Annotated in this window: 11 protein-coding genes and 2 pseudogenes; 10 read left to right on the top strand and 3 right to left on the bottom strand. The window is 72.4% G+C overall.

Annotated features, from left to right (window positions below; all coding sequences use genetic code 11):
- Nucleotides 1-27: 27 nt before the first annotated feature.
- Together ACZ6TD_RS13605 and ACZ6TD_RS13610 are read left to right on the top strand one after the other, a co-directional pair.
- Nucleotides 28-11310, top strand: a pseudogene (locus ACZ6TD_RS13605) (SDR family NAD(P)-dependent oxidoreductase); the annotation flags it as partial.
- Nucleotides 11311-11722: 412 nt separating this feature from the next.
- A pseudogene (locus ACZ6TD_RS13610) lies at nucleotides 11723-11968 on the top strand (cytochrome P450); the annotation flags it as partial.
- A gap of 23 nt (nucleotides 11969-11991) precedes the next feature.
- On the opposite strand, the gene ACZ6TD_RS13615 reads toward ACZ6TD_RS13610, so the two are convergent.
- The 3 genes from ACZ6TD_RS13615 to ACZ6TD_RS13625 all read right to left on the bottom strand — a co-directional run bounded on the left by ACZ6TD_RS13615 (nucleotide 11992) and on the right by ACZ6TD_RS13625 (nucleotide 15510).
- Nucleotides 11992-13371 carry a YihY/virulence factor BrkB family protein gene (locus tag ACZ6TD_RS13615; protein WP_471353890.1) on the bottom strand — a complete coding sequence of 460 codons (1380 nt, stop codon included), beginning with the start codon at nucleotides 13369-13371 and terminating at the stop codon, nucleotides 11992-11994.
- Between the two features lie 220 nt (nucleotides 13372-13591).
- On the bottom strand, nucleotides 13592-14146 hold the full coding sequence (locus ACZ6TD_RS13620; protein ID WP_471353892.1) for a hypothetical protein: 555 nt from the start codon (nucleotides 14144-14146) through the stop codon (nucleotides 13592-13594).
- Between the two features lie 161 nt (nucleotides 14147-14307).
- The gene (locus ACZ6TD_RS13625; protein ID WP_471353894.1) at nucleotides 14308-15510 is read right to left on the bottom strand and encodes an RNA-guided endonuclease InsQ/TnpB family protein; all 1203 of its coding nucleotides are present in this window, start codon (nucleotides 15508-15510) and stop codon (nucleotides 14308-14310) included.
- Between the two features lie 155 nt (nucleotides 15511-15665).
- Here ACZ6TD_RS13625 and ACZ6TD_RS13630 point away from each other — a divergent pair, with 155 nt between their 5' ends.
- The 8 genes from ACZ6TD_RS13630 (at nucleotide 15666) to ACZ6TD_RS13665 (ending at nucleotide 22176) form a co-directional block, all read left to right on the top strand.
- Nucleotides 15666-16199, top strand: coding sequence for a GNAT family N-acetyltransferase (locus tag ACZ6TD_RS13630; protein WP_471353896.1), 534 nt, complete (start codon nucleotides 15666-15668; stop codon nucleotides 16197-16199).
- Nucleotides 16200-16291: 92 nt separating this feature from the next.
- The gene (locus ACZ6TD_RS13635) at nucleotides 16292-16375 is read left to right on the top strand and encodes a putative leader peptide (RefSeq protein ID WP_309471194.1); all 84 of its coding nucleotides are present in this window, start codon (nucleotides 16292-16294) and stop codon (nucleotides 16373-16375) included.
- A 219-nt stretch (nucleotides 16376-16594) separates the two neighbouring features.
- Nucleotides 16595-18289, top strand: coding sequence for a nitrite/sulfite reductase (locus tag ACZ6TD_RS13640; protein WP_471353898.1), 1695 nt, complete (start codon nucleotides 16595-16597; stop codon nucleotides 18287-18289).
- Entirely contained in the window at nucleotides 18286-18471 is a 186-nt protein-coding gene (locus ACZ6TD_RS13645) for a hypothetical protein (protein WP_210949678.1), read from the top strand. The genes ACZ6TD_RS13640 and ACZ6TD_RS13645 overlap by 4 nt, the downstream gene beginning before the upstream one ends.
- On the top strand, nucleotides 18468-19169 hold the full coding sequence (locus tag ACZ6TD_RS13650) for a phosphoadenylyl-sulfate reductase (protein WP_471353900.1): 702 nt from the start codon (nucleotides 18468-18470) through the stop codon (nucleotides 19167-19169). Before ACZ6TD_RS13645 ends, ACZ6TD_RS13650 begins: the two co-directional genes overlap by 4 nt.
- Nucleotides 19151-19741: an adenylyl-sulfate kinase gene (cysC, locus tag ACZ6TD_RS13655; protein WP_471353902.1), complete on the top strand. Its 591-nt coding sequence runs from the start codon at nucleotides 19151-19153 to the stop codon at nucleotides 19739-19741. The genes ACZ6TD_RS13650 and cysC overlap by 19 nt, the downstream gene beginning before the upstream one ends.
- A 127-nt stretch (nucleotides 19742-19868) precedes the next feature.
- Nucleotides 19869-20807, top strand: a complete 939-nt coding sequence (cysD, locus tag ACZ6TD_RS13660) for a sulfate adenylyltransferase subunit CysD (protein WP_470005415.1) — start codon at nucleotides 19869-19871, stop codon at nucleotides 20805-20807.
- 1 nt (nucleotide 20808) lies between these two features.
- Complete coding sequence (locus ACZ6TD_RS13665; RefSeq protein WP_471353904.1) at nucleotides 20809-22176, top strand: sulfate adenylyltransferase subunit 1; 1368 nt, start codon at nucleotides 20809-20811, stop codon at nucleotides 22174-22176.
- The last annotated feature ends 58 nt before the right edge of the window (nucleotides 22177-22234 follow it).

The raw sequence follows: 22234 nt of genomic DNA on the forward strand, positions 1-22234 counted from the left end.
CTCGCATGGAGCCCCGACATGGACGATGTGCACAAGCTCCGCCACTATCTGACCCGGGTCACCGCGGAGCTCAAGGAGACGCGGGCGCAACTGCGGGTGGCGGAGTCGGCGGCCGCCGAGCCGGTGGCGATCGTCGGGATGAGCTGCCGCTACCCCGGCGGAGTGGCCTCGCCCGAGGCGCTGTGGGAGCTCGTCGAAGGCGGCGGTGACGCCATTTCCGGGTTCCCGGTCGACCGTGGCTGGGATCTGGCGGGGCTGGTCGACCCGGACGGCGAACGGCCGGGCACCTCGTACACCGCCGAGGGTGGATTCCTGCACACCGCGGGCGAGTTCGACGCCTCCTTCTTCGGCATCTCACCGCGTGAGGCGCTGGCGATGGACCCCCAGCAGCGGCTGCTGCTGGAGACCTCCTGGGAGCTGTTCGAGCGAGCGGGCATCGATCCGGCGTCGCTGCGTGGCAGCCGGACCGGGGTGTTCGTCGGCGCCAGCTTCCATGACTACGGCAGCCGGCTGCCCGCGATCCCGGAGGAGGTCGAGGGCCATGCCATGACCGGTGTCGCGGGCAGTGTCGTCTCCGGACGCATCGCCTACACCTTCGGGCTGACCGGCCCGGCCCTCACCGTGGACACCGCGTGTTCGTCGTCGCTGGTGGCGCTGCATCTGGGGGTGCGGGCGCTGCGGAACGGCGAGTGCGGGATGGCGGTCGTCGGCGGTGTCGCCGTGATGTCCACACCGGATCTGTTCACCGAGTTCAGCAGGCAGCGGGGGCTGGCCCGGGACGGCCGGTGCAAGGCGTTCTCCGCCGCCGCGGACGGCATGGGCGCGGCGGAGGGCGTGGGACTGCTGCTCGTGGAGCGGCTGTCCGACGCCCGCCGCAACGGCCACCAGGTGCTCGGCGTGATCCGGGGCACCGCGGTCAACCAGGACGGCGCCTCCAACGGCCTCACCGCGCCCAACGGCCCCGCCCAGCGGCGGGTGATCCAGGACGCGCTGGCCGACGCGGGCGTGGCCTCGTCCGAGGTGGATGTGGTCGAGGCCCACGGGACGGGCACGGCGCTGGGCGACCCCATCGAGGCGCAGGCGCTGCTCGCCACGTACGGCCAGGACCGGCCCGCCGAACGCCCCGCGCTGCTGGGATCGGTGAAATCCAACCTCGGCCACACCCAGGCCGCGGCGGGCGTGGCCGGTGTGATCAAGATGGTGATGGCGATGCGCCATGACGTGGTGCCGCGCACCCTGCATGTGAACGAGCCGACGCCGCATGTGGACTGGGCCTCCGGCGCGGTGGAGCTGGTGACGGAGAACGCGCCCTGGCCCGAGGCGGAACGGGCACGCCGCGCGGCGGTGTCGTCGTTCGGGGTCAGCGGCACCAACGCCCATGTGATCCTCGAAGCGGCCCCGACGGTCGACACGACGCCCGAATCCACGCCCACGGAAGGTCCGCTGCCGTGGGTGATCTCCGCACGCTCCGAAACCGCGCTACGAGCACAGGCCGCACAACTGCTGACGTTCGCGGCCACGAGTGACCGGCACCTCGCCGACATCGGCTGGACGCTCGCACGGCACCGGGCCGCGCTCGACCACCGCGCGGTGGTCGTGGCCACCGACCGGGACACCTTCCTGGCCGGGCTGGACGCCATCGCCACCGGTGAGCCCGCCACCCATGTGGTCAGCGGAGTGGCCCCGGAAGAGCCACCGTCCGGTGCGGTGTTCGTCTTTCCGGGGCAGGGGTCGCAGTGGGTCGGTATGGCCGCCGACCTGCTCGCCGCCTCTTCGGTGTTCGCCGAATCCATCGACCGGTGCGCCCAGGCCCTCGCCCCGCACATCGAGTGGAATCTCCTCGACGTCCTGCGCGAAACCTCGGACGACACCGCGCTGGACCGGGTGGATGTGGTCCAGCCCGCCCTCTGGGCCGTCATGGTGTCCTTGGCCCAGGTGTGGCGTTCGCTCGGCATCGAGCCCTCCGCCGTCATCGGCCACTCCCAGGGCGAGATCGCCGCCGCATGCGTGGCCGGTGTGCTCACCCTCGACGACGGCGCACGGCTGGTGGCCCTGCGCAGCCGCCTCATCGCGCGGGAACTGGCCGGACACGGCGGCATGGTCTCCCTCACCGCCTCCGCCGACCAGGCACACGACCTGCTGACCGGCCACGACGACGTCTGGATCGCCGCAATCAACGGCCCCTCCTCCACCGTCATCGCCGGAAGCCCCGCCGGGCTCACCGACGTCATGGCGCAAGCGGAGGCCACCGGGATCCGGGCCCGTGCGATCGCCGTCGACTACGCCTCCCACACCCCCCACGTCGACCGCGTCCGGGAACAGCTCCTCCAACTCGCCGCACCCATCACCCCCCGCACCGGCGACATCCCCCTGTACTCCACCGTCACCGCCACCCCCCTCAACGGCGAAACCCTCGACGCCGAGTACTGGTACCGCAACCTCCGCCAAACCGTCCGCTTCCACGACACCCTCCACACCCTCCAAGCCCACGGCCACACCCTCTACCTCGAAACCAGCCCCCACCCCGTCCTCACCACCGCCATCCAAGAAACCAACGCCCACGCCACCGGCACCCTCCGCCGCGACCACGGCGACACCCAACAACTCCTCACCTCCCTCGCCACCCTCTGGACCCACGGCCTCACCCCCACCTGGCCCACCATCCTCACCCCCACCACCCCCACCCCCACCAACCTCCCCACCTACCCCTTCCAACGCCACCACTACTGGCTTTCGGCGGCCGAGTGGGTCGGCGATCTCGCGGGCGCGGGGCTTTCCGTGGTGGGGCATCCGCTGGTGGCGGCCGGGGTGAGCATGGCCGAGGGCGGCGGGTTCGTGTTCACGGGCCGGATCTCCACCGTTACCCATCCCTGGCTGGCCGACCACATGGTGCTGGACCGGGTCCTGGTGCCGGGCGCGGCCCTGCTGGAGCTCGTGCTGGGGGCCGGGCAGCACGTGGGCGCCGAACGGCTGGACGAACTCGTGCTGCACACCCCGCTGACCGTGCCGTCCGACGACACCGCCCTCGACATCCAGGTGGGCATCGACGCGGCGGACGAGCGGGGCGCGTGCGCCGTACGGCTGCACTCCCGGCCGCACCGACCGGGGCCGGACGACGATCCGGCGGACTGGGTGTGTCATGCCACGGGGACACTGACGGCGTCCGCGTCGTCGCCCGGCGACGAGCACAGGGACGCGGACGCGGAGCCGGAGGTCGAGGCCCAGTGGCCGCCCACCGGCGCGGAGCCGGTGGACATCGACGCGTTCTACGAGCGGCTGGCGGACCACGGCTATGGCTACGGCCCGGTGTTCCAGGGCGTGCGCGCCGTATGGCGCCGGGGCGAGGAGACGCTCGCCGAGGTGCGGCTTCCGGAGTCGGCGGCCGGTGACGCGGACCGGTTCGGTGTGCATCCGGCGCTGGTGGACGCGGCGCTCCAGACGCGGCTGGTGGCGCTCTTGGAGGGCGAGACGGAGCGGATGATGCCGCTGTCGTTCTCCGGGGCGCGGCTGCATGCCACGGGCGCCACCGTCGCCCGGGTCCGCATAGCGCCCACCGGGCCGGGCGGCATCTCGGTGCGACTGACGGATCTCGCCGGTCTGCCGATCCTCACCCTCGACGAGGTGGTCTCGCGGCCTCTGACGGCCGACGCGCTCACGCTCGCCACCGGGACGGTCCCGGACGCGCTCTTCGAGGTCACATGGGCGCCGCTGCCCCTCCGGCCGTCCGAGGCCACGGAGCCCATGGCGGCGCTCGGCACCGCTCTGTCCGACGCCCCCGACGCCCCCGTCCATGCGGACGTGGCCGCGCTCCTCGCCGCCGTACGCACCGGCACACCGCTGCCCCCGCTGGTGGTGCTGCCCGCTCTCCCGGCGCAGGCCCCGGACGGTGTCGCCGACGTGCCCGCCACCAGCCGCGGGCGCCTGGCGGCCGTGCTGGAGACGGTACGGGAGTGGCTGAGCCACCCCGAACTCGACGGCGCCCGGCTGGTGTTGGTGACCCGGGGCGCGGTGGCCGCGTTCCCGGGTGAGCGGGCCGAGCCGGCGTCGGCCGGGGTGCGGGGGCTGTGGCGTTCGGTGTGCTCGGAGCACCCGGGCCGGTTCGCGCAGGTGGATCTGGACGGTGCGCCCGAGTCCACGGCCGCGCTGACCGCCGCCCTCGCCACCGGTGAGCCCGAGCTCGTGGTGCGCGCCGGAGCGGTGTCCGTGCCACGGCTGGGCCGGGTCTCGCCGTCGGACGCCGGAATACTGGCGGCCCCCGAAGGGGCCTGGAGCCTGGACCTGGACACCGGAGGCACCGTGGAGGGGCTGCGGCTGGTGCCCGCTCCCGGGGTCGAGGAGCCCCTGGCCCCGGGCCAGGTGCGGATCGCGGTGCGTGCCACGGGCGTCAACTTCCGTGATGTCCTTGCCTCGTTGGGCGTCGTGCCCAGCGATGAGGGGCTCTTCGCGGCCGAGGGCGCCGGTGTGGTGCTGGAGGTCGGCCCCGGTGTCGACGGCCTCGCGGTGGGCGACCGGGTGATGGGTCTGGTGTCGGGCGCGTATGCGGGCCCCGTGGCGGTGGCCGACGCCCGGATGGTCGTGAAGATGCCCCACGACTGGACGTTTCCGCAGGCGGCGTCGGTGCCCGCCGCGTTCCTGACCGCGTACTACGCTCTGGTCGAGCTGGCCCGGGTGCGCGCGGGCGAGTCGGTTCTGGTGCACGCCGCCGCGGGGGGCGTGGGGATGGCGGCGGTGCGGCTGGCGCGCCATCTCGGGGCCGAGGTGTACGCCACCGCGAGCGAGCCGAAGTGGCCCGTGGTGCGGGGCATGGGCGTTCCGCCCGAGCGGGTGGCGTCGTCGCGCACCCCGGAGTTCGCCGACCGCTTCCTGACCGCGACCGATGGCCGGGGCGTCGATGTCGTACTGAACTGCCTGGCCGGGGAGTTCATCGACGCCTCGCTGACGCTGCTGCCGCGCGGTGGCCGGTTCATCGAGATGGGCAAGACGGATGTCCGGGACGCCGATGAGGTGGCCGCGCGATGGCCGGGCGTCGGCTATCGGGCGTTCGACCTCGCCGAGGCCGGGGCGGAGCGGCTGGGCGCGATGCTGGCCCATCTCGCCGAGCTGTTCGAGGCGGGTGTGCTGGCGCCACTGCCGGTGACGGCGTGGGACACCCGCCGGGCGCGGGAGGCGTTCCGCCACGTCAGCCAGGCGCGCCACACCGGAAAGGTGGTGCTCACTCCTCCCCAGGAGACGATTGACGGCACCGTGCTGATCACCGGTGGCACGGGGGTCATCGGCTCGGCGGTGGCCCGGCATCTGGTCACCCGCCATGGCGTCACCGACCTCGTCCTCGCCGGCCGCCGGGGGCCGGACGCCTCCGGAGCGCGCGAACTCAACGCGGAACTCAGCGAGTTGGGCGCGACGGCCCGGGTGGTGGCGTGTGATGTCTCCGACCGCACGGCGCTGGGCGCGCTGCTGGACGGCCTGCCGGGGCTGCGCGGTGTGGTGCACGCGGCCGGGGTGCTGGACGACGGTGTGGTCTCCGCGCTGACCCCCGAGCGGCTGGACACCGTGCTGCGCCCCAAGGCGGACGCGGCCTGGTATCTGCACGAGCTGACCCGGGACCGGGACCTGGCGCTGTTCGCGCTCTTCTCCTCCGCCGCCGGGGTGCTGGGCTCGGCGGGCCAGGGCAACTACGCGGCCGCCAACGCGTTTCTGGACGCCCTCGCCCGGCACCGCCGTGACCAGGGCCTGCCCGCACACGCGCTCGCCTGGGGCCTGTGGGGCGAACGCGGCGCGATGACCGGTGGCCTGGCCGCCACCGACCTGGACCGGATGCGCCGTCAGGGTGTGCGGCCGCTCACCACGGACCAGGGGCTGGCACTCTTCGACGCGGCCATACGGGCGCCCCGCGCGCTCAGCGTTCCGATGCGGCTGGACGTGGCCGCCCTGCGCCGCCACGGCGAGCCCGCGCCGCTGCTGCGCGGACTGGTCCGTACGACGACGGTCCGGCGCGGCGCCGCCAACACGGCCACCGGCGGTGGGCTGCGGGATCGCCTGGCCGCGCTGCCCCCGGCGGACCGCGAGCGCACGCTGAGCGACCTCGTACGGGCCCAGGCCGCCGTGGTGCTCGGGCATACGGGCGGTGACGCGGTGGCCGGGGACCGCTCCTTCAGGGACCTGGGCTTCGACTCGCTGACCGCCGTGGAGCTGCGCAACCGGCTCGGCACGGCCACCGGCCTGCGGCTTCCGGTGACCACCGTGTTCGACCACCCCACCCCGGCCGCGCTGGTGGCCGAGCTGCTGCGGCTCCTGGCGCCGGACGGCGGGACCACCGCCGCCGGGCCCGCTCTCCCCGCCCCGGCCGCCCGTGCGGCCACGGCCGCCGATGACGACGACCCGATCGCGATCGTCGGGATGAGCTGCCGCTTCCCCGGCGGGGTGCGCTCGCCCGAGGAGCTGTGGCGGCTGCTGGCCGAAGGGCGGGACGCCATCGGCCCCTTCCCCGACGACCGCGGCTGGCACGCCGAGCTGGGCCGCCCCGGCGCGCCCGGGGACGGGGACTACGCACAAGCCGGTGGCTTCCTGTACGACGCGGCCGACTTCGACGCCGAGTTCTTCGGCATCTCGCCCCGTGAGGCGCTGGCCACGGACCCCCAGCAGCGGCTGCTGCTGGAGACCACATGGGAGGCGTTCGAACACGCGGGCATCGACCCCACCGCACTGCGCGCCACCCAGACCGGGATCTTCGCGGGGCTGATCTACAACGACTACGCCACGCGCTTCCCCGAGCAGTTGGCCGACGGCTTCGAGGGCTATCTCGGCAACGGCAGCGCGGGCAGCGTGGCCACCGGCCGGGTGGCCTACACCCTCGGACTCGAGGGCCCGGCCATCACCGTGGACACCGCGTGCTCCTCGTCCCTGGTGGCGCTGCACCTGGCCGCGCAGGCGGTACGGCAGGGCGAATGCGGCCTCGCGGTGGCCGGTGGGGTGACGGTGATGTCGACCCCGCGGCCCATCGTCGAGTTCAGCCGGGTCGGCGGGCTCGCCCCCGACGGGCGCTCCAAGGCGTTCGCCGCCGAGGCCGACGGGATGGGCTTCGCCGAGGGCGTCGGCATGCTGGTGGTCGAGCGGCTGTCCGACGCCCGCCGCCACGGCCACCGGGTGCTGGCGCTGCTCCGGGGCTCCGCGCTCAACCAGGACGGCGCGTCCAACGGCCTCACGGCGCCCAGCGGTCCGGCCCAACAGCGCGTCATCCGGCAGGCGTTGGCGAACGCGGGCCTCACGGCGGCCGATGTGGACGTGGTCGAGGCGCACGGCACGGGGACGTCGCTGGGGGACCCGATCGAGGCGCAGGCACTGCTCGCCACGTACGGCCGGGACCGGCCCGCCGACCGGCCGGTGGTGCTGGGCTCGGTGAAGTCCAACCTCGGCCACACCCAGGCGGCGGCCGGGGTCGCGGGCGTCATCAAGATGGTGCTGGCCCTGCGCCACGGCGTCGTACCCCGCACCCTGCACGCCGAACGCCCCACCGAGCGGGTGGACTGGACGGCCGGGGCGCTGCGGCTCGCCGCCGAGAACGAGCCCTGGCCCTCGGCCGATGCGCCTCGGCGCGGCGCGGTGTCGTCGTTCGGCATCAGCGGCACCAACGCCCATGTGATTCTGGAGGAGGCACCGGACACCGACATCGCCGCTGAGCCGACGCCGGTGGCGGTGCCGTGGGTGCTCTCGGCGAAGAGCGCCGACAGCCTGCGCGAACAGGCCCGCCGACTGCGGGAGCGGCTGGCCGCCGACCCGGATCCGGTGCCCGTCGATGTGGCCCGCTCGCTGCTGTCCCGGGCCGTCTTCGGCCATCGCGCCGTGGTGATCGGCCGCACCCGGGAGGACTTCCTTGACCGGCTGGCGGCGCTCGGCCGCGGCGAACCGGCCACCGGTGTGGTGCTGGGCGCGTCCACCGACGGGCCCCTCTCCGCCGACCGGTCGGGGCCGGTGTTCGTGTTCCCCGGGCAGGGCTCGCAGTGGGCCGGGATGGCGGCCGAACTCCTCGACGCCTCAACGGAGTTCGCCGAGTCGTTCGACGCCTGCGCCCGGGCACTGGCCCGGTATGTCGAGTGGTCGCCGCTCGATGTGGTGCGCGGACGCCCCGGCGCGCCGTCGCTGGACCGGGTCGATGTGGTGCAGCCGGTGCTGTGGGCGGTCATGGTGTCCCTGGCGCGGGTGTGGCGGTCCCATGGGGTCGAGCCCGCCGCGGTGGTGGGGCATTCGCAGGGCGAGCTGGCGGCGGCGTGTGTCGCGGAGGTGCTCTCGCTGGACGATGCCGCCCGTGTCGTCGCGCTGCGCAGTCGGCTGATCGGGAGCGAACTGGCGGGCCGGGGCGGCATGGTCTCGCTGCCCGTGCCGGTGGACGAGGCCGGGAAGCTGGTGGCGCCCTGGGGCGAGCGGATCTGCGTGGCCACCGTGAACGGGCCCGGCTCGACCGTGGTCGCCGGGGACGCGGCGGCGCTGGACGAGCTGATGGCGGCGTGTGAACGGGACGGGGTACGAGCGCGCCGCGTCCCGGTGGACTACGCCTCGCACACCCCGCAGGTCGAACGGATCCGGGAGCGGCTGCTGGAGCTGGCCGCGCCCCTCACGCCCCGCCCCGGCGAGGTGCCGATGTACTCGACGGTGACCGGCGCCCTCCTCGACGGTGCGAGTGCCGACGCGGAGTACTGGTACCGGAACCTCCGCGAGACCGTACGGTTCGAGCAGGCGACCCGTGCCCTGGCCGACGCCGGGCACACGGTGTTCATCGAGGTGAGCCCGCACCCGGTACTGGTGCCCGGGATCGAGCAGACGGTCGAAGAGCGGATCGAGCAGCGGATCGAGCGGACGCCGCAGGGCACCTCGGCGGACCGCGCGGCCGTGGTGGTGGGGACGCTGCGGCGGGACGAGGGCGGCCGGGAGCGGCTGCTCACGGCGCTCGCGGAACTGTTCGTGGCCGGAGGCGCGGTGGCGTGGGCGACCGCGTTCGCGGGCGGGCGGCCCGTCGATCTGCCGACGTACGCCTTCCGCGCGCGGCGGTACTGGCTGGACGCGCCCGAGCCCACCGGGGACGCGGGCGGCGCCGGGCTCACGGCGGTGGACCATCCGCTGCTGGCGGGGGCGGTGACCCCGGCCGGGAGCGACACGGTGCTGTTCACCGCGCGGCTGTCGCAGACCACTCACCGCTGGCTCGCCGACCACGCGGTGCTGGGCGGTGTGGTGCTGCCCGGCAGTGTGTTCCTCGACTGGGCGCTGTACGCGGGGCGTACGGTCGGCTGCCCGTATCTGCCCGAACTGACCCTCCGGGAACCGCTGTTCCTGCCCGCCGCCGACGCGGCGCAGCTCCAGATCCAGGTGGGCGAGCCCGATGAGGAGGGCCGGCGGGAGCTCACCGTGCACTCCCGCCGCACGTCGCAGGCCGGGGACACGGCGGCGGGCTGGACCTGCCATGTGCGGGCCGTCGTGGCACCGGATCCGGCGGGCCCGGACGACGGTCAGGAGGGTGGTGGCACGGGCGCGTTCGCGGAGATGGCGGCCGTCTGGCCGCCGCCCGGGGCCCGCGCGGTCGACCTGACGGGCTTCTACGACCGGCTGGCGTCCGACGGCTTCGACTACGGCCCGGCCTTCCGCGGTCTGCGGTCGGCCTGGCGGCGCGACGGGGACGTCTTCGCGGAGGTGGCGCTGGGCGAGGGGGCCGGTGGCGGGCCGGTGGACGGCTTCGCGCTGCACCCCGCGCTGCTCGACACCGCCCTGCACGCGATCGGTCTCGGCGGGTTCTTCGACCAGGCGGAGTCGGCGGGTGCGCCGATCCGGATGCCGTTCTCCTGGACCGGCGTCCGGCCGCACTCCGCCCCGGACACCGCCCCGCCCGCCACCGTACGGGTGCGGCTGTCCGCCGTCGGATCGGATGCCATCGGCGTCCATCTCACGGGCGACGACGGTCAACCCCTCGCGCATATCGCTGAGTTGACACTGCGGCCGGTGTCCGCGGACCGGCTGCGGGCTGCCGCGGAGGAGCGTGCGGCCCGACCCGTACGCCGCGAGCGGCCGGGCACCCGGACGCAGGACACCGCCGCCGCCCAGCGCGTCCTGGACGTCGCGTCCGAGGAGCGGGAGCGGCTGCTGGCGGACCTCGTCCGGGAGCAGTTGCGCGCGGTGCTCCACCACGAGGCGGGCGCGGAGATCGGCCCGGACACCGAGTTCCTGGCGCTCGGCATGGACTCGGTGCGCGGGATCGATCTGCGCGACCGGCTCGCCACGCTGCTCGGGCTCCGGCTGTCGGCCACGGCGACGTTCGAGCACTCGACCGTGGACCGGCTCGCCGGGCACCTGGCCACGCTGGTGGACAGCCGGGCCGCCACCCGGCCGAGCGCCCTCGTGGCCGAGGAATCCGCCTCCCCGGAGCAGACCACACCGGGCCAGGCCGCACCGGAGCAGGCCGCCCCCGAAACAGCCCCCGCGACCGCGCCGGACGGCTCCGCGCCGCCGTCCGCCATCGAGCTGGAGCTCGCGAAGGCCACCGCGGCCCCGGAGTCGGACCCCTATGACAGCCTCACCACCCTCTACCACCAGGCATACGCCAGCGGCCGGGCCCAGTCGGTGGGCATGGCGCTCATCCAGGCCGCGGGTCGGCTCCGGCCGTCCTTCACCGCCGAGGACGCCGCCGGCCACATCCTCCCGCCGGTGAAGATGGCGAGTGGCGACGGCACCCGGGCCACGCTGGTGTGTCTGCCCGCCATCACCGCCACCGCCGGGCCGATCCAGTACGGGATGATGGCGCAGATGTTCGAGGGCAGGCGGGATGTGCTCTCGCTGGTCAACCCCGGTTACCTCGAAGGCGAGTTGGTGGCGGACAGCTTCGACGCCCTGATCGAGCTGCACCTCCATCAGCTGCGCGCGGCCCTCGGCACCGAGCGCTACGTCCTGGTCGGCCACTCCATGGGCGGGCTGCTCGCCTACGCCCTGGCGGAGCGGGCCGAGGGCGCGGGGCTGCCGCCGGGCGCGGTGGTGCTGCTCGACACCTTCGAGGCCACCCACCAGTTCTCCGAGAAGACCCACATCGCGCTGAACGAGGGCCTGGACTCCCGGGAGCAGCTGCTCGGCGACTTCGCGCTGACCGGCGCCAAGCTCTCGGCGAGCGGGCGCTACAACGCGCTGCTGATGGAGGAGTGCGTCCTGCGGCCCGTCCAGAGCCCGACGTTCTTCCTCAGCGCGGCCGAGCCCATGCCCCACCAGGACGAGGGGTTCGAGGGCGACGCGTGGCGCGCGTCCTGGCCCTTCCCGCACACCGCCCGGACCACCCCGGGAGACCACTTCACGATCATGGAGCACCACCTCCCCGAGACCACCGAGGCCATCGAGAACTGGCTCACCGAACGCGGTCTGTGACCGACCGCGTCCGCCCCGGACCGCACCGTCCCTCGCGCCGCCGAAACGTGCCGCCCAAGGGGTGTCCGACGGTACGCGTACGCCTGCGGCGGGCCACGCGGCGGAGCCGCATATCGATGTTTCCCCCCGCCCCTTCCCGCAACTGGGGCTCCGCCCCAGACCCCGCTCCTCAAGCGCCGGAGGGGCTGATTTCAGCCCGTCAGGGGGCACCTCCCAGCGGTAGCTGGGGGAGATTGAGGACACGCCCGAAGGGCGTCCGGGGTCCAGGGGCGGAGCCCCTGGTAGCGGGAAGGGGCGGGGAGGGGACAGATCCGCCGGACACCCCGTGAACCGCTTCGCCGACCCCGACCGCTTCGACATCCACCGGGACGCCCGGGGGCACCTGGGCTTCAGCCACGGCGTCCACCACTGTCTGGGCGCGCCGCCGGCCCGGCTGGAGGCCACGATCGCGCTGCGGGCGCTGCTGGAGCGGTGTCCGGATCTGGCCCTGGACACCGACCCGGACACCCTGGCCTGGGGCACCAGCATGATGCGCGGCCTCCTGCGGCTGCCGGTGCGGTTCACCCCCGCGGGGTAGGGCGGGGTAGGACGCGGCGGCGGTCAGCGCACCGGGTGATCGTCGTCCGCCGCGGTGTCGTCCCTGGCCGTGACGTCGTCCTGGGCGGCGGTGCTGTCCGTGGCGCCGCCCGCGCCGTCCGCCGCGGACCGTACCTCCGGACGCCTCGGTCCCTGCCGGGGCGTCCGGGGCTCCCCGGCCGCCTTCCCCGAGGGCTGTGTCCCCGTGGGCTGTGCCTTCCCCGAGGGCTGATCGGCGGGCTTCCCGGCGGGCTTCCCGACCTTCCCAGCCTTTCCTGCGGCTTTCCCCTCCGGCTTCTCCCCCGCCTCGCGCTTCGTGTGCAGCCGGGAGCGTATGTCGCCGTGCGGCAGGAACTGGGCCCAGCGCTCGGGGAACTCCGACGGCGGGGTGATCTCCGCCGCGCCGTCGTCCGCCGTGCGCTGGTCCTTCGCCCGCAGCCGGGCCGCCTCCTCCCGGGCCCGGGAGGCGCGCTCCGCACGCCCGGCGGCCGTGGCCACCGAGGGCCAGACCCGGTCGATCGCGGCGTTGACCGCCGCCCCGACCAGCACCGCGAAGGCGGACACCCCGATCCACAGCAGCACCGCGACGGGTGCGGCCAGCGAGCCGTAGATCGTCGGGCCCTCGACCGTATGGACCAGGTAGATCCGCAGCAGAAAGCTGCCCAGCACCCATATCGCGAGGGCCACCAGCGCCCCGGGGATGTCCTCCCGCCACGGCGAGCGCACCGGCACGGACACGTGGTAGAGCGTGGTGAGGAAGGCGATGGAGAGCACGATCACCACCGGCCAGTACAGGACCGGTACGAGATCCCCACTGGACGGCAGCAGGTCCACCACCGCCTCCGGCCCGATCACCATCAGCGGCAGCGCCACCGCCCCGACCACGAGCGCCACCAGATAGAGCAGGAAGGACAGCAGGCGGGTCCTGACGATCCCGCGCTTCCCCTCCAGCCCGTACATGATCGTGATGGTGTCCACGAACACGTTCACCGCACGGGAGCCGGACCACAGGGCGATGGCGAAGCCCAGCGAGATCACATCGGGACGGCCGCCCTTGATCACATCGTCCAGCAGCGGCCGGGCGATCTCCTTGACGCCCCGGTCGGACAGCACGGTCGCGGAGGCGTCGAGGATGTTCTGCCGGATGGTGGCCACCGTGTCGGTGCTGGTCCAGGCGTCGAAGTAGCCGAGCAGCCCGATCAGGGCGAGCAGCAGCGGGGGCAGCGACAGCAGGGTGAAGAAGGCCGCTTCGGCGGCGAGCCCGGTGACCCGGTACTCCATACAGGAATTGATCGTGTCCTTCAGCAGCAGCCAGGCCATCCTGCGCTTGGACACATTGCGGTACAGGGCGCGGGCCTTGCGGAGCCGGCCGGACGGCGTCGGTGTTTCTTCTGCTGGCTGCACCTTCTCACCGTATCGGGGGTTTTCACCGCCGCTCATCCGGTGACCAGGCCGAATCGCCGCAAAAGGTCGCCGCGCAGACGTTGGCGGAGGGGATGCCGCGCCGACTCGGCACCACCCTCCGCCCGCCGGGCCCACTGTCAGTGCCGGATACAGCCATGCGCAAAGGTTGCGCCGCGTTGCAGCCGTCCGGACGGTCGGTGGGAGCGTCGAGGGCCGCGGGTCAGCAGCCTCCGCAGTTGTAGTAGGTCACGTCCCAGTGGTTGCTCTCGCGGGCGTAGATGTTGCCCGAGCCGGACTTGTACTGCTGGGCGCCGTCACCGGGGCGCGGGCCGATGTTGGTGAAGGTGCCGGTGATGTAGTTGCTGAGGCAGCTCGTCGGGCTGAAGTCCAGCTTGTAGCCGTTCCAGTGGCTGTACGTACCGGAGGCGTGCCCGGTCTCCGTGCCGCCGGTGATGGTGAGCGCGCAGCCGGTGGCCCCCTTCAGGGTGATGGCACCCTGCACGGTGGTCAGGTTGATCTGTTCGAACGAGGTACAGGTGGGGTTGTTGCGGTCCGAGCAGCCCCCGCTGGAGGTCCAGGAGATCCCGGCGCCGCGCAGCCGGTTCGCCGCGTCGGAGTGGCTGAGCTTGGTCACCGCGGCGGCGGAGGGCGCGTCGGCGGCCACCGGGGCGCTGGGGGCGGCCGCCGCGCTCTGGGCGGTGGCCACGCCGGTGGTGGCGAGGAGCGCGCCGCCGAGCAGGGCGCCGAGTCTGATCCGGGTGCTGGTCACAGCCATGGTCGTCTTCGTCTCCTTCGTCTGCGGATCCGTGGACCGTCGAGGACGGCGGCAGCACGATCCCAGCCCTCCGGGCCGGACGGGCGACTCACCGGGGACGTCGCCGCCGTATGGTTATCTGTCCACCTTGGCTTCCTCCCCCTCGTGATCGAGGGGGAATCCTACGGCTCGCGCCGTGGGGATTCCTGCTTCGTCACCGACTGCCCCGTCCGGGAGGACTCCCGTTGAGGTCTTACACCGGCTCCACAGGCCGACACCGCCAGCCCGGCGGCCAGAAGGTTCTTCGCCGCGTTCACGTCCCGGTCGTGGGTCGTGCCACAGCTGTCGCACGTCCAGGTGCGGACGCTGAGCGGCATCCTCTTTTGCAGGGTGCCGCATACGGAGCACAGCTTGGAGGAGGGGAACCAGCGGTCGACCGCGATCACTTCGCGGCCGTACCAGGCGGCCTTGTACTCCAGCATGCTCCGGAACTGCGACCACGCCGCGTCGGAGATCGCCCGGGACAGCTTGCCGTTGCTGAGCATGTTCCGGACGGTGAGATCCTCGATCACGAGCGTTTGGTTCTCACGCACGAGTCGAGTGGTCAGCTTGTGCAGATGGTCACGGCGACGGTCGGTGATGCGGGCGTAGACCTTGGCGACCTTGCGGCGCGCTTTGGCCCGGTTGGCGCCGTCGCCCCTGGCCTTGCGGGCGAGGTCGCGCTGGGCGCGGGCGAGGCGGGCACGGTCGCGCCGCTCGTGCCTCGGGGTGGCGATCTTCTCACCCGTGGACAGGGTGAGCAGGTGGTCGAGCCCGGCGTCGATACCGACCGCCGAGCCGCCGGCGGGAAGCGGCTGGACGGCAGGGTCCTCGACGAGGAGGGAGACGAACCAGCGCCCGGCCGCGTCCTGGGAGACAGTTACCGTGGAGGGGAGGGCGCCTTCCGGCAGGGGACGCGACCAGACGATGTCCAGCGGTTGGTCCATCTTCGCCAGCGTCAGTTTCCCGTCCCGGAACCGGAAGGCGCTGGAGGTGTACTCGGCGGACTTGCGGGACTTCTTGCGCGATTTGAAGCGCGGGTACTTCGACCGCTTGGCGAAGAACGCGGTGAACGCGGCCTGGAGGTGCCGCAGGGCCTGCTGGAGCGGAACCGAGGACACATCGTTGAGGAAGGCCAGATCCTCGGTCTTCTTCCACGCCGTCAGCATCGCCGATGTGGCGTTGTAGTTGACCCGCTCCTGACGCAACGCCCACGCCTCGGTACGGGCCGCGAGCGCCATGTTGTAGACCTTCCGCACGCATCCGAACGTGCGCGACAGCTCCGCTGCCTGCGCATCGGACGGATAGAAGCGGTACCGATACGCCCGCTTCACATGGGTGGCCATGGCTCACAAACTAGCACATCAGTCAGTAAAATCCTGACGGGTTATCAGTGGCGGACACTGGATCGCCCCGGCGACCATTCGACCTTCCCCGCCCCGCTCCACAGGAGTCCGATCCCTCCCCCGCCTGAAGGCGGGGGCTTCCCCGGAGGTCCCCGATGACCACCACCGTGACCACCTGGCACCTGGAGCAGACCGCTCCGTCCGATCTCAGCCCGGCGCAGGAGCCGCCCGCCACGGCCGGGGTGCGGATCGTCCGGGCCGAGGTGCCGAGCCCCGAGTTCAGCCACTTCCTCTACACAGCGGTGGGCTCGGACGTGGAGTGGACCGACCGGCTGGTGTGGTCGCGGGAGGCGTGGGAGGACCATCTGCACCGGCCCGGTGTGGAGACCTGGGTGGCGTACGAGCGCGGGACCCCGGCGGGGTACATCGAGCTGGAGGGCCAGGACGAGGGCGTGGTGGAGATCGTGTACTTCGGTCTGCTGCCCGCCTTCCGGGGCCGCCGCATCGGCGGGCACCTGCTGACCTGGGGGACCTCCCGCGCCTGGGACATGGCCGACCGCCGGCCGGACCGGGCGCCGACCAAGCGGGTGTGGCTGCACACCTGCAGCAAGGACGGGCCGTACGCGCTGGACAACTACCGCCGCCGGGGCTTCCGGGTGTTCGACGTCAAGACGTCGGACGAGGAGTGACCAACACCACAACGTCTTACATTCCGAGACAGATTCGTCCGCATAGTGGATAAAGGTGGACTCGTCAGAGACCACCATGCGACGCTTCCATCATGTCTCGAGCTGGAATTGCCTTGGTGAGTCGACGCCACGTCGACCTCGGCCGCATGTCCAGCGCGATCTGTCCGGCGGGCTGACCCGCACCTCGACAGGGCCGTCACCAGGGCCCCGGGCAGCACCACCACATCTTCCGCACGCCCCCGACGACGTGGGCGGGCGCGCACGTCTCGACACTCCCCGCCGCATGTCGCACAGGTCACCGCCGTACCTCCTGTCCGCCTGCGCATACGCAGGTCAGACGGTGCGCGCACATACGACCCGCCGCACCTGAGCCGCTCAGAAGGACACACACCGCCATGGTTGCCACCCCGGAACGCGCAAGCGCTACGCCCCGCCGCAAGGCCGGACGCCACCGCGGCGAAGGCCAGTGGGCCGCGGGGCACTTCACCCCCCTCAACGGCAACGAGCAGACCAAGAAGGACGATGACGGTCTCAATGTGCGGACACGCATTGAGACGATCTACGCCCACCGCGGTTTCGACTCCATCGACGGCGCCGATCTGCGCGGCCGGATGCGCTGGTGGGGCCTGTACACCCAGCGCAAGCCCGGGATCGACGGCGGCAAGACCGCGATCCTGGAGCCGGAGGAGCTGGACGACGAGCACTTCATGATGCGCGTCCGGGTGGACGGCGGCCGGCTGACCACCGAACAGCTCCGGGTCGTCGGCGAGATCTCGGAGGAGTTCGCCCGCGGCACCGCCGACATCACCGACCGGCAGAACATCCAGTACCACTGGATCCGGATCGAGGACGTGCCCGAGATATGGCGGCGGCTGGAGGCCGTCGGACTGTCCACCACCGAGGCGTGCGGCGACTGCCCCCGTGTGATCATCGGCTCCCCGGTCGCCGGGATCGCCGAGGACGAGATCATCGACGGCACCTGGGCGGTCGACGAGATCCATCGGCGCTACATCGGCAGCAAGGAGTTCTCCAACCTGCCGCGCAAGTTCAAGACCGCGATCTCCGGCTCGCCGCTGCTCGACGTCGTGCACGAGATCAACGACGTCGCGTTCGTCGGTGTACGCCACCCCGAGCACGGCCCCGGTTTCGACCTGTGGGTCGGCGGCGGTCTTTCCACCAACCCCAAGATCGGCGTCCGGCTCGGCGCGTGGGTGCCGCTGGAGGAGGTCCCGGACGTCTGGGCCGGGGTCACCTCGATCTTCCGCGACTACGGCTACCGCCGGCTGCGCAACCGCGCCCGGCTGAAGTTCCTGCTCGCCGACTGGGGCCCGGAAAAGTTCCGCCAGGTGCTGGAGGACGAGTACCTGAAGCGCCCGCTGATCGACGGCCCGGCGCCCGAGCAGCCGATCCAGCAGTGGCGTGACCACATCGGCGTGCACCGCCAGCAGGACGGCCGCTACTACGTGGGCTTCGCGCCGCGCGTCGGGCGGGTGGACGGCGCCACCCTCACCAAGATCGCCGACCTGGCCGAGGCGCATGGCTCCGGGCGGCTGACCACCACCGTCGAGCAGAAGATGATCGTGCTCGATGTGACCGAGGACCAGGTCGACTCGCTGGTCGCGGGACTGGAGGCGCTGGACCTCCAGGTCAAGCCGTCCCCGTTCCGGCGCGGCACGATGGCCTGCACCGGTATCGAGTTCTGCAAGCTGGCGATCGTCGAGACCAAGGGGCGTGGCTCCTGGCTCATCGATGAGCTGGAGCGCCGGCTGCCCGAGTTCAACGAGCCGATCACCATCAACCTCAACGGCTGCCCGAACGCCTGCGCCCGTATCCAGGTGGCGGACATCGGTCTCAAGGGGCAGTTGGTCATGGACGACAACGGCCAGCAGGTCGAGGGCTACCAGGTGCACCTGGGCGGCGCCCTGGGCCTGGAGCCGGGCTTCGGCCGCAAGGTGCGCGGGCTGAAGGTCACCGCCGCCGAGCTCCCCGACTATGTGGAGCGGCTGCTGCGCCGCTTCCAGGAGGAGCGCGAGGACGGCGAGCGCTTCGCCACCTGGGCGGGGCGTGCCAGTGAGGACGCCCTGAAATGAGTGAGCGTGCCGCGCCGTTCTACTGCCCTTACTGCGGGGACGAGGACCTGCGTCCCTCGGAGGAGGGCCATGGCGCGTGGGAATGCGCGTCCTGCAACCGCGCGTTCCGCCTGTCGTTCCTCGGGTTGCTGGCCAAGGGCCTGCGGCGCGACCCGATCGATGAAGGGGGCACGGCGATATGACGACACGGCTTGAGGACACCGATCTCGAAGGGCTCGCCGAGGAGGCGGGCCGCGAGCTCGAGGACGCCCCGGCGCTGGACATCCTGCGCTGGGCGGCGGACACCTTCGGCTCGCGTTTCTGCGTCACCTCCTCGATGGAGGACGCGGTGGTGGCGCATCTGGCCTCCCGCGCCTTCCCCGGTGTCGATGTGGTCTTCCTCGACACCGGCTACCACTTCCCCGAGACCATCGGCACCCGTGACGCGGTGGCGGCCGTGATGGACGTCAACGTCATCACCCTGACCCCGCGCCGGACGGTGGCCGAGCAGGACGCCGAGTACGGCTCCCGGCTGCACGACCGCGACCCCGACCTGTGCTGCGCCCTGCGGAAGGTCCAGCCGCTCGAGGAGGGATTGCGGGAGTACGACGCCTGGGCCACGGGACTGCGCCGGGACGAATCGCCAACGCGCGCCAATACCCCGGTCGTTGGCTGGGACGCCCGGCGCCGTAAGGTGAAGATCTCCCCGATCGCCCGCTGGACGCAAGCGGATGTCGACGCCTATGTCGCCGAGCACGGCGTGCTCACCAATCCCCTGCTGATGGACGGCTATCCGTCGATAGGCTGCGCGCCCTGCACCCGTCGGGTTCTGGAGGGCGCGGACATCCGGTCCGGCCGCTGGGCGGGGAGCAACAAGACCGAATGCGGGCTGCACGGCTGATGGCTGTCGACCAGGAGAACGAGATGAGCGCCCCCACGACCACCGGTGCCACGGTGTGGCTGACCGGTCTGCCGAGCGCGGGAAAGACCACGATCGCCTATGCGCTGGCCGAGCGGCTGCGCGGCGAGGGCCGCCGGGTGGAGGTGCTCGACGGGGACGAGATCCGCGAATTCCTCTCCTCCGGGCTGGGCTTCTCCCGCGAGGACCGGCACACCAACGTCCAGCGGATCGGCTTCGTGGCCGAACTGCTGGCCTCCCACGGGGTCACGGTGCTGGTGCCGGTCATCGCCCCGTACGCGGACAGCCGCGAGGCGGTGCGCAAGCGCCACCAGCGCGAGGGCACCCCGTATCTGGAGGTGCACGTGGCCACGCCCGTGGAGGTGTGCTCCGAGCGGGACGTCAAGGGGCTGTACGCGAAGCAGGCGGCGGGCGAGATTTCGGGTCTGACCGGTGTGGACGACCCCTACGAGGCCCCTGCCGACCCGGATCTGCGCATCGAAACCCACAGGAACAGCGTGCGGGAGTCGGCGGCCGAGGTGCGGTTGCTGTTGAGTGAAAGGGGACTGCTGTGAGCCACGCACGCGCGGCCACCGCATCACGGGCCACGGCGCTCCCCGCACCCGGGCGTCGTACCTACGGCGATTCCGCCGATATGACGGGAAGCTACTACCGCAGCCGAGCGAACGAAAGGGGCGCGGCATGACGACCGTGACGGCGATCAACGCGGACGAGGGCGCGGGCCTGTACGCGCTCGCGCACCTGGACGCGTTGGAGTCCGAGGCGGTGCACATCTTCCGCGAGGTGGCGGGCGAGTTCGAGCGGCCGGTGATCCTGTTCTCCGGCGGCAAGGACTCCATCGTCATGCTGCACCTCGCGCTCAAGGCGTTCGCCCCGGCGGCGGTCCCGTTCTCACTGCTGCACGTGGACACCGGGCACAACTTCCCCGAGGTCATCGCCTATCGGGACGCCACCGTCGCCCGGCACGGGCTGCGGCTGCACGTGGCGTCGGTCCAGGAGTTCATCGACGACGGCCGGCTGCGCGAGCGCCCGGACGGCACCCGCAATCCGCTCCAGACCGTGCCGCTGCTGGACGCCATCGAGAAGAACCGCTTCGACGCGGTCTTCGGCGGTGGCCGCCGGGACGAGGAGAAGGCCCGCGCCAAGGAGCGGGTGTTCTCCCTCCGGGACGAGTTCGGCGGCTGGGACCCGCGGCGGCAGCGTCCCGAGCTGTGGCAGCTCTACAACGGCCGCCACTCCCCCGGTGAGCACGTCCGGGTCTTCCCGCTGTCCAACTGGACCGAGCTGGACGTGTGGCAGTACATCGCCCGGGAGAAGATCGACCTGCCGCAGATCTACTACGCGCATGAGCGCGAGGTCTTCCGGCGCGGCGGCATGTGGCTGGCGCCCGGTGAGTGGGGCGGCCCGAAGGACGGCGAGACCGTGGAGCGGCGCATGGTGCGCTACCGCACCGTGGGCGACATGTCCTGCACCGGTGCCGTGGAGTCGGACGCGGTGAGCATCGAGCAGGTCATCGATGAGATAGCCGCCTCCCGGCTGACCGAGCGGGGTGCGACCCGCGCCGACGACAAGCTGTCGGAGGCCGCGATGGAGGACCGCAAGCGCGAGGGGTACTTCTAAGATGACGAGCAATCTGACCTCCGGGGAGCAGGCCGCGGCGGCCGCCGTGGAGCGGTCCGCGGCCACCTCGCAACTGCGGTTCGCCACCGCGGGCTCGGTGGACGACGGTAAGTCCACGCTGGTCGGGCGGCTGCTGCACGACTCCAAGTCGGTGCTGGCCGATCAGCTCGAGGCCGTGGAGCACGCCTCGCGCAGCCGTGGCCAGGAGGCGCCGGACCTGGCGCTGCTGACGGACGGGCTGCGGGCGGAGCGGGAGCAGGGCATCACCATCGATGTCGCCTACCGCTACTTCGCCACGCCCAAGCGGCGGTTCATCCTCGCCGACACCCCCGGCCATGTGCAGTACACCCGCAACATGGTCACCGGCGCCTCCACCGCCGAGCTCGCGGTCGTCCTGGTGGACGCGCGCAACGGCGTGGTGGAGCAGACCCGGCGGCATGCCGCGGTCGCCGCCCTGCTGCGGGTCCCGCATGTGGTCCTCGCCGTCAACAAGATGGATCTGGTGGACTACGCGGAGCCGGTCTTCGCGGCCATCGCCGAGGAGTTCACGACCTACGCGGCCTCGCTGGGCGTGCCTGAGATCACCGCCATCCCGATCTCGGCGCTGGCCGGGGACAACGTGGTGACCGCGTCGGCGAACATGGACTGGTACGGCGGCCCGACCGTGCTGGAGCACCTGGAGAGCGTGCCGGTGGGCACCGACCCGTCCCAGGACCCGGCGCGTTTCCCGGTGCAGTACGTGATCCGTCCGCAGACCGCCGAGCACCCCGACTACCGCGGCTACGCGGGCCAGATCGCCTCCGGTGTGCTGCGCGTGGGCGACGCCGTCACCGTGCTGCCGTCCGGCCGGACGTCCGCCATCACCGGGATCGACGCGCTGGGCGCGATGGTGGACGTGGCGTGGGCCCCGCAATCGGTGACCCTCACCCTCGCCGACGACCTGGACATCTCGCGCGGGGATCTGCTCGCGCCGAGCGACCACGCGCCCGAGACCACCAGGGACGTCGAGGCCACCGTCTGCCATCTGCACGACCGTCCGCTGCGCGTGGGCGACCGGGTGCTGCTCAAGCACACCACCCGCACGGTGAAGGCGATCATCAAGGACATCCCGTCCCGGCTGACGCTGGCCGATCTGTCGCACCACCCGGCACCGGGTGAGCTGGCAGCCAATGACATCGGCCGGGTCGTGCTGCGCACCTCCGAGCCGCTGGCGCTGGACGCGTACGACGCCTCGCGCCGCACCGGCTCCTTCCTGCTGATCGACCCGGCCGACGGCACCACGCTCACCGCCGGAATGGCGGGCGACTCCTTCGCGGCACCGGCGGACGGCGCCGAGGCCGCGCGGGACGACGAGGGATGGGACTTCTGACCATGGCCGGTGAGGTGTTCTCGACATTCGCCAAGGAGGGCGGCCGCGTGGGCAGCGG

It is taken from the genome of Streptomyces yongxingensis, assembly GCF_055597465.1.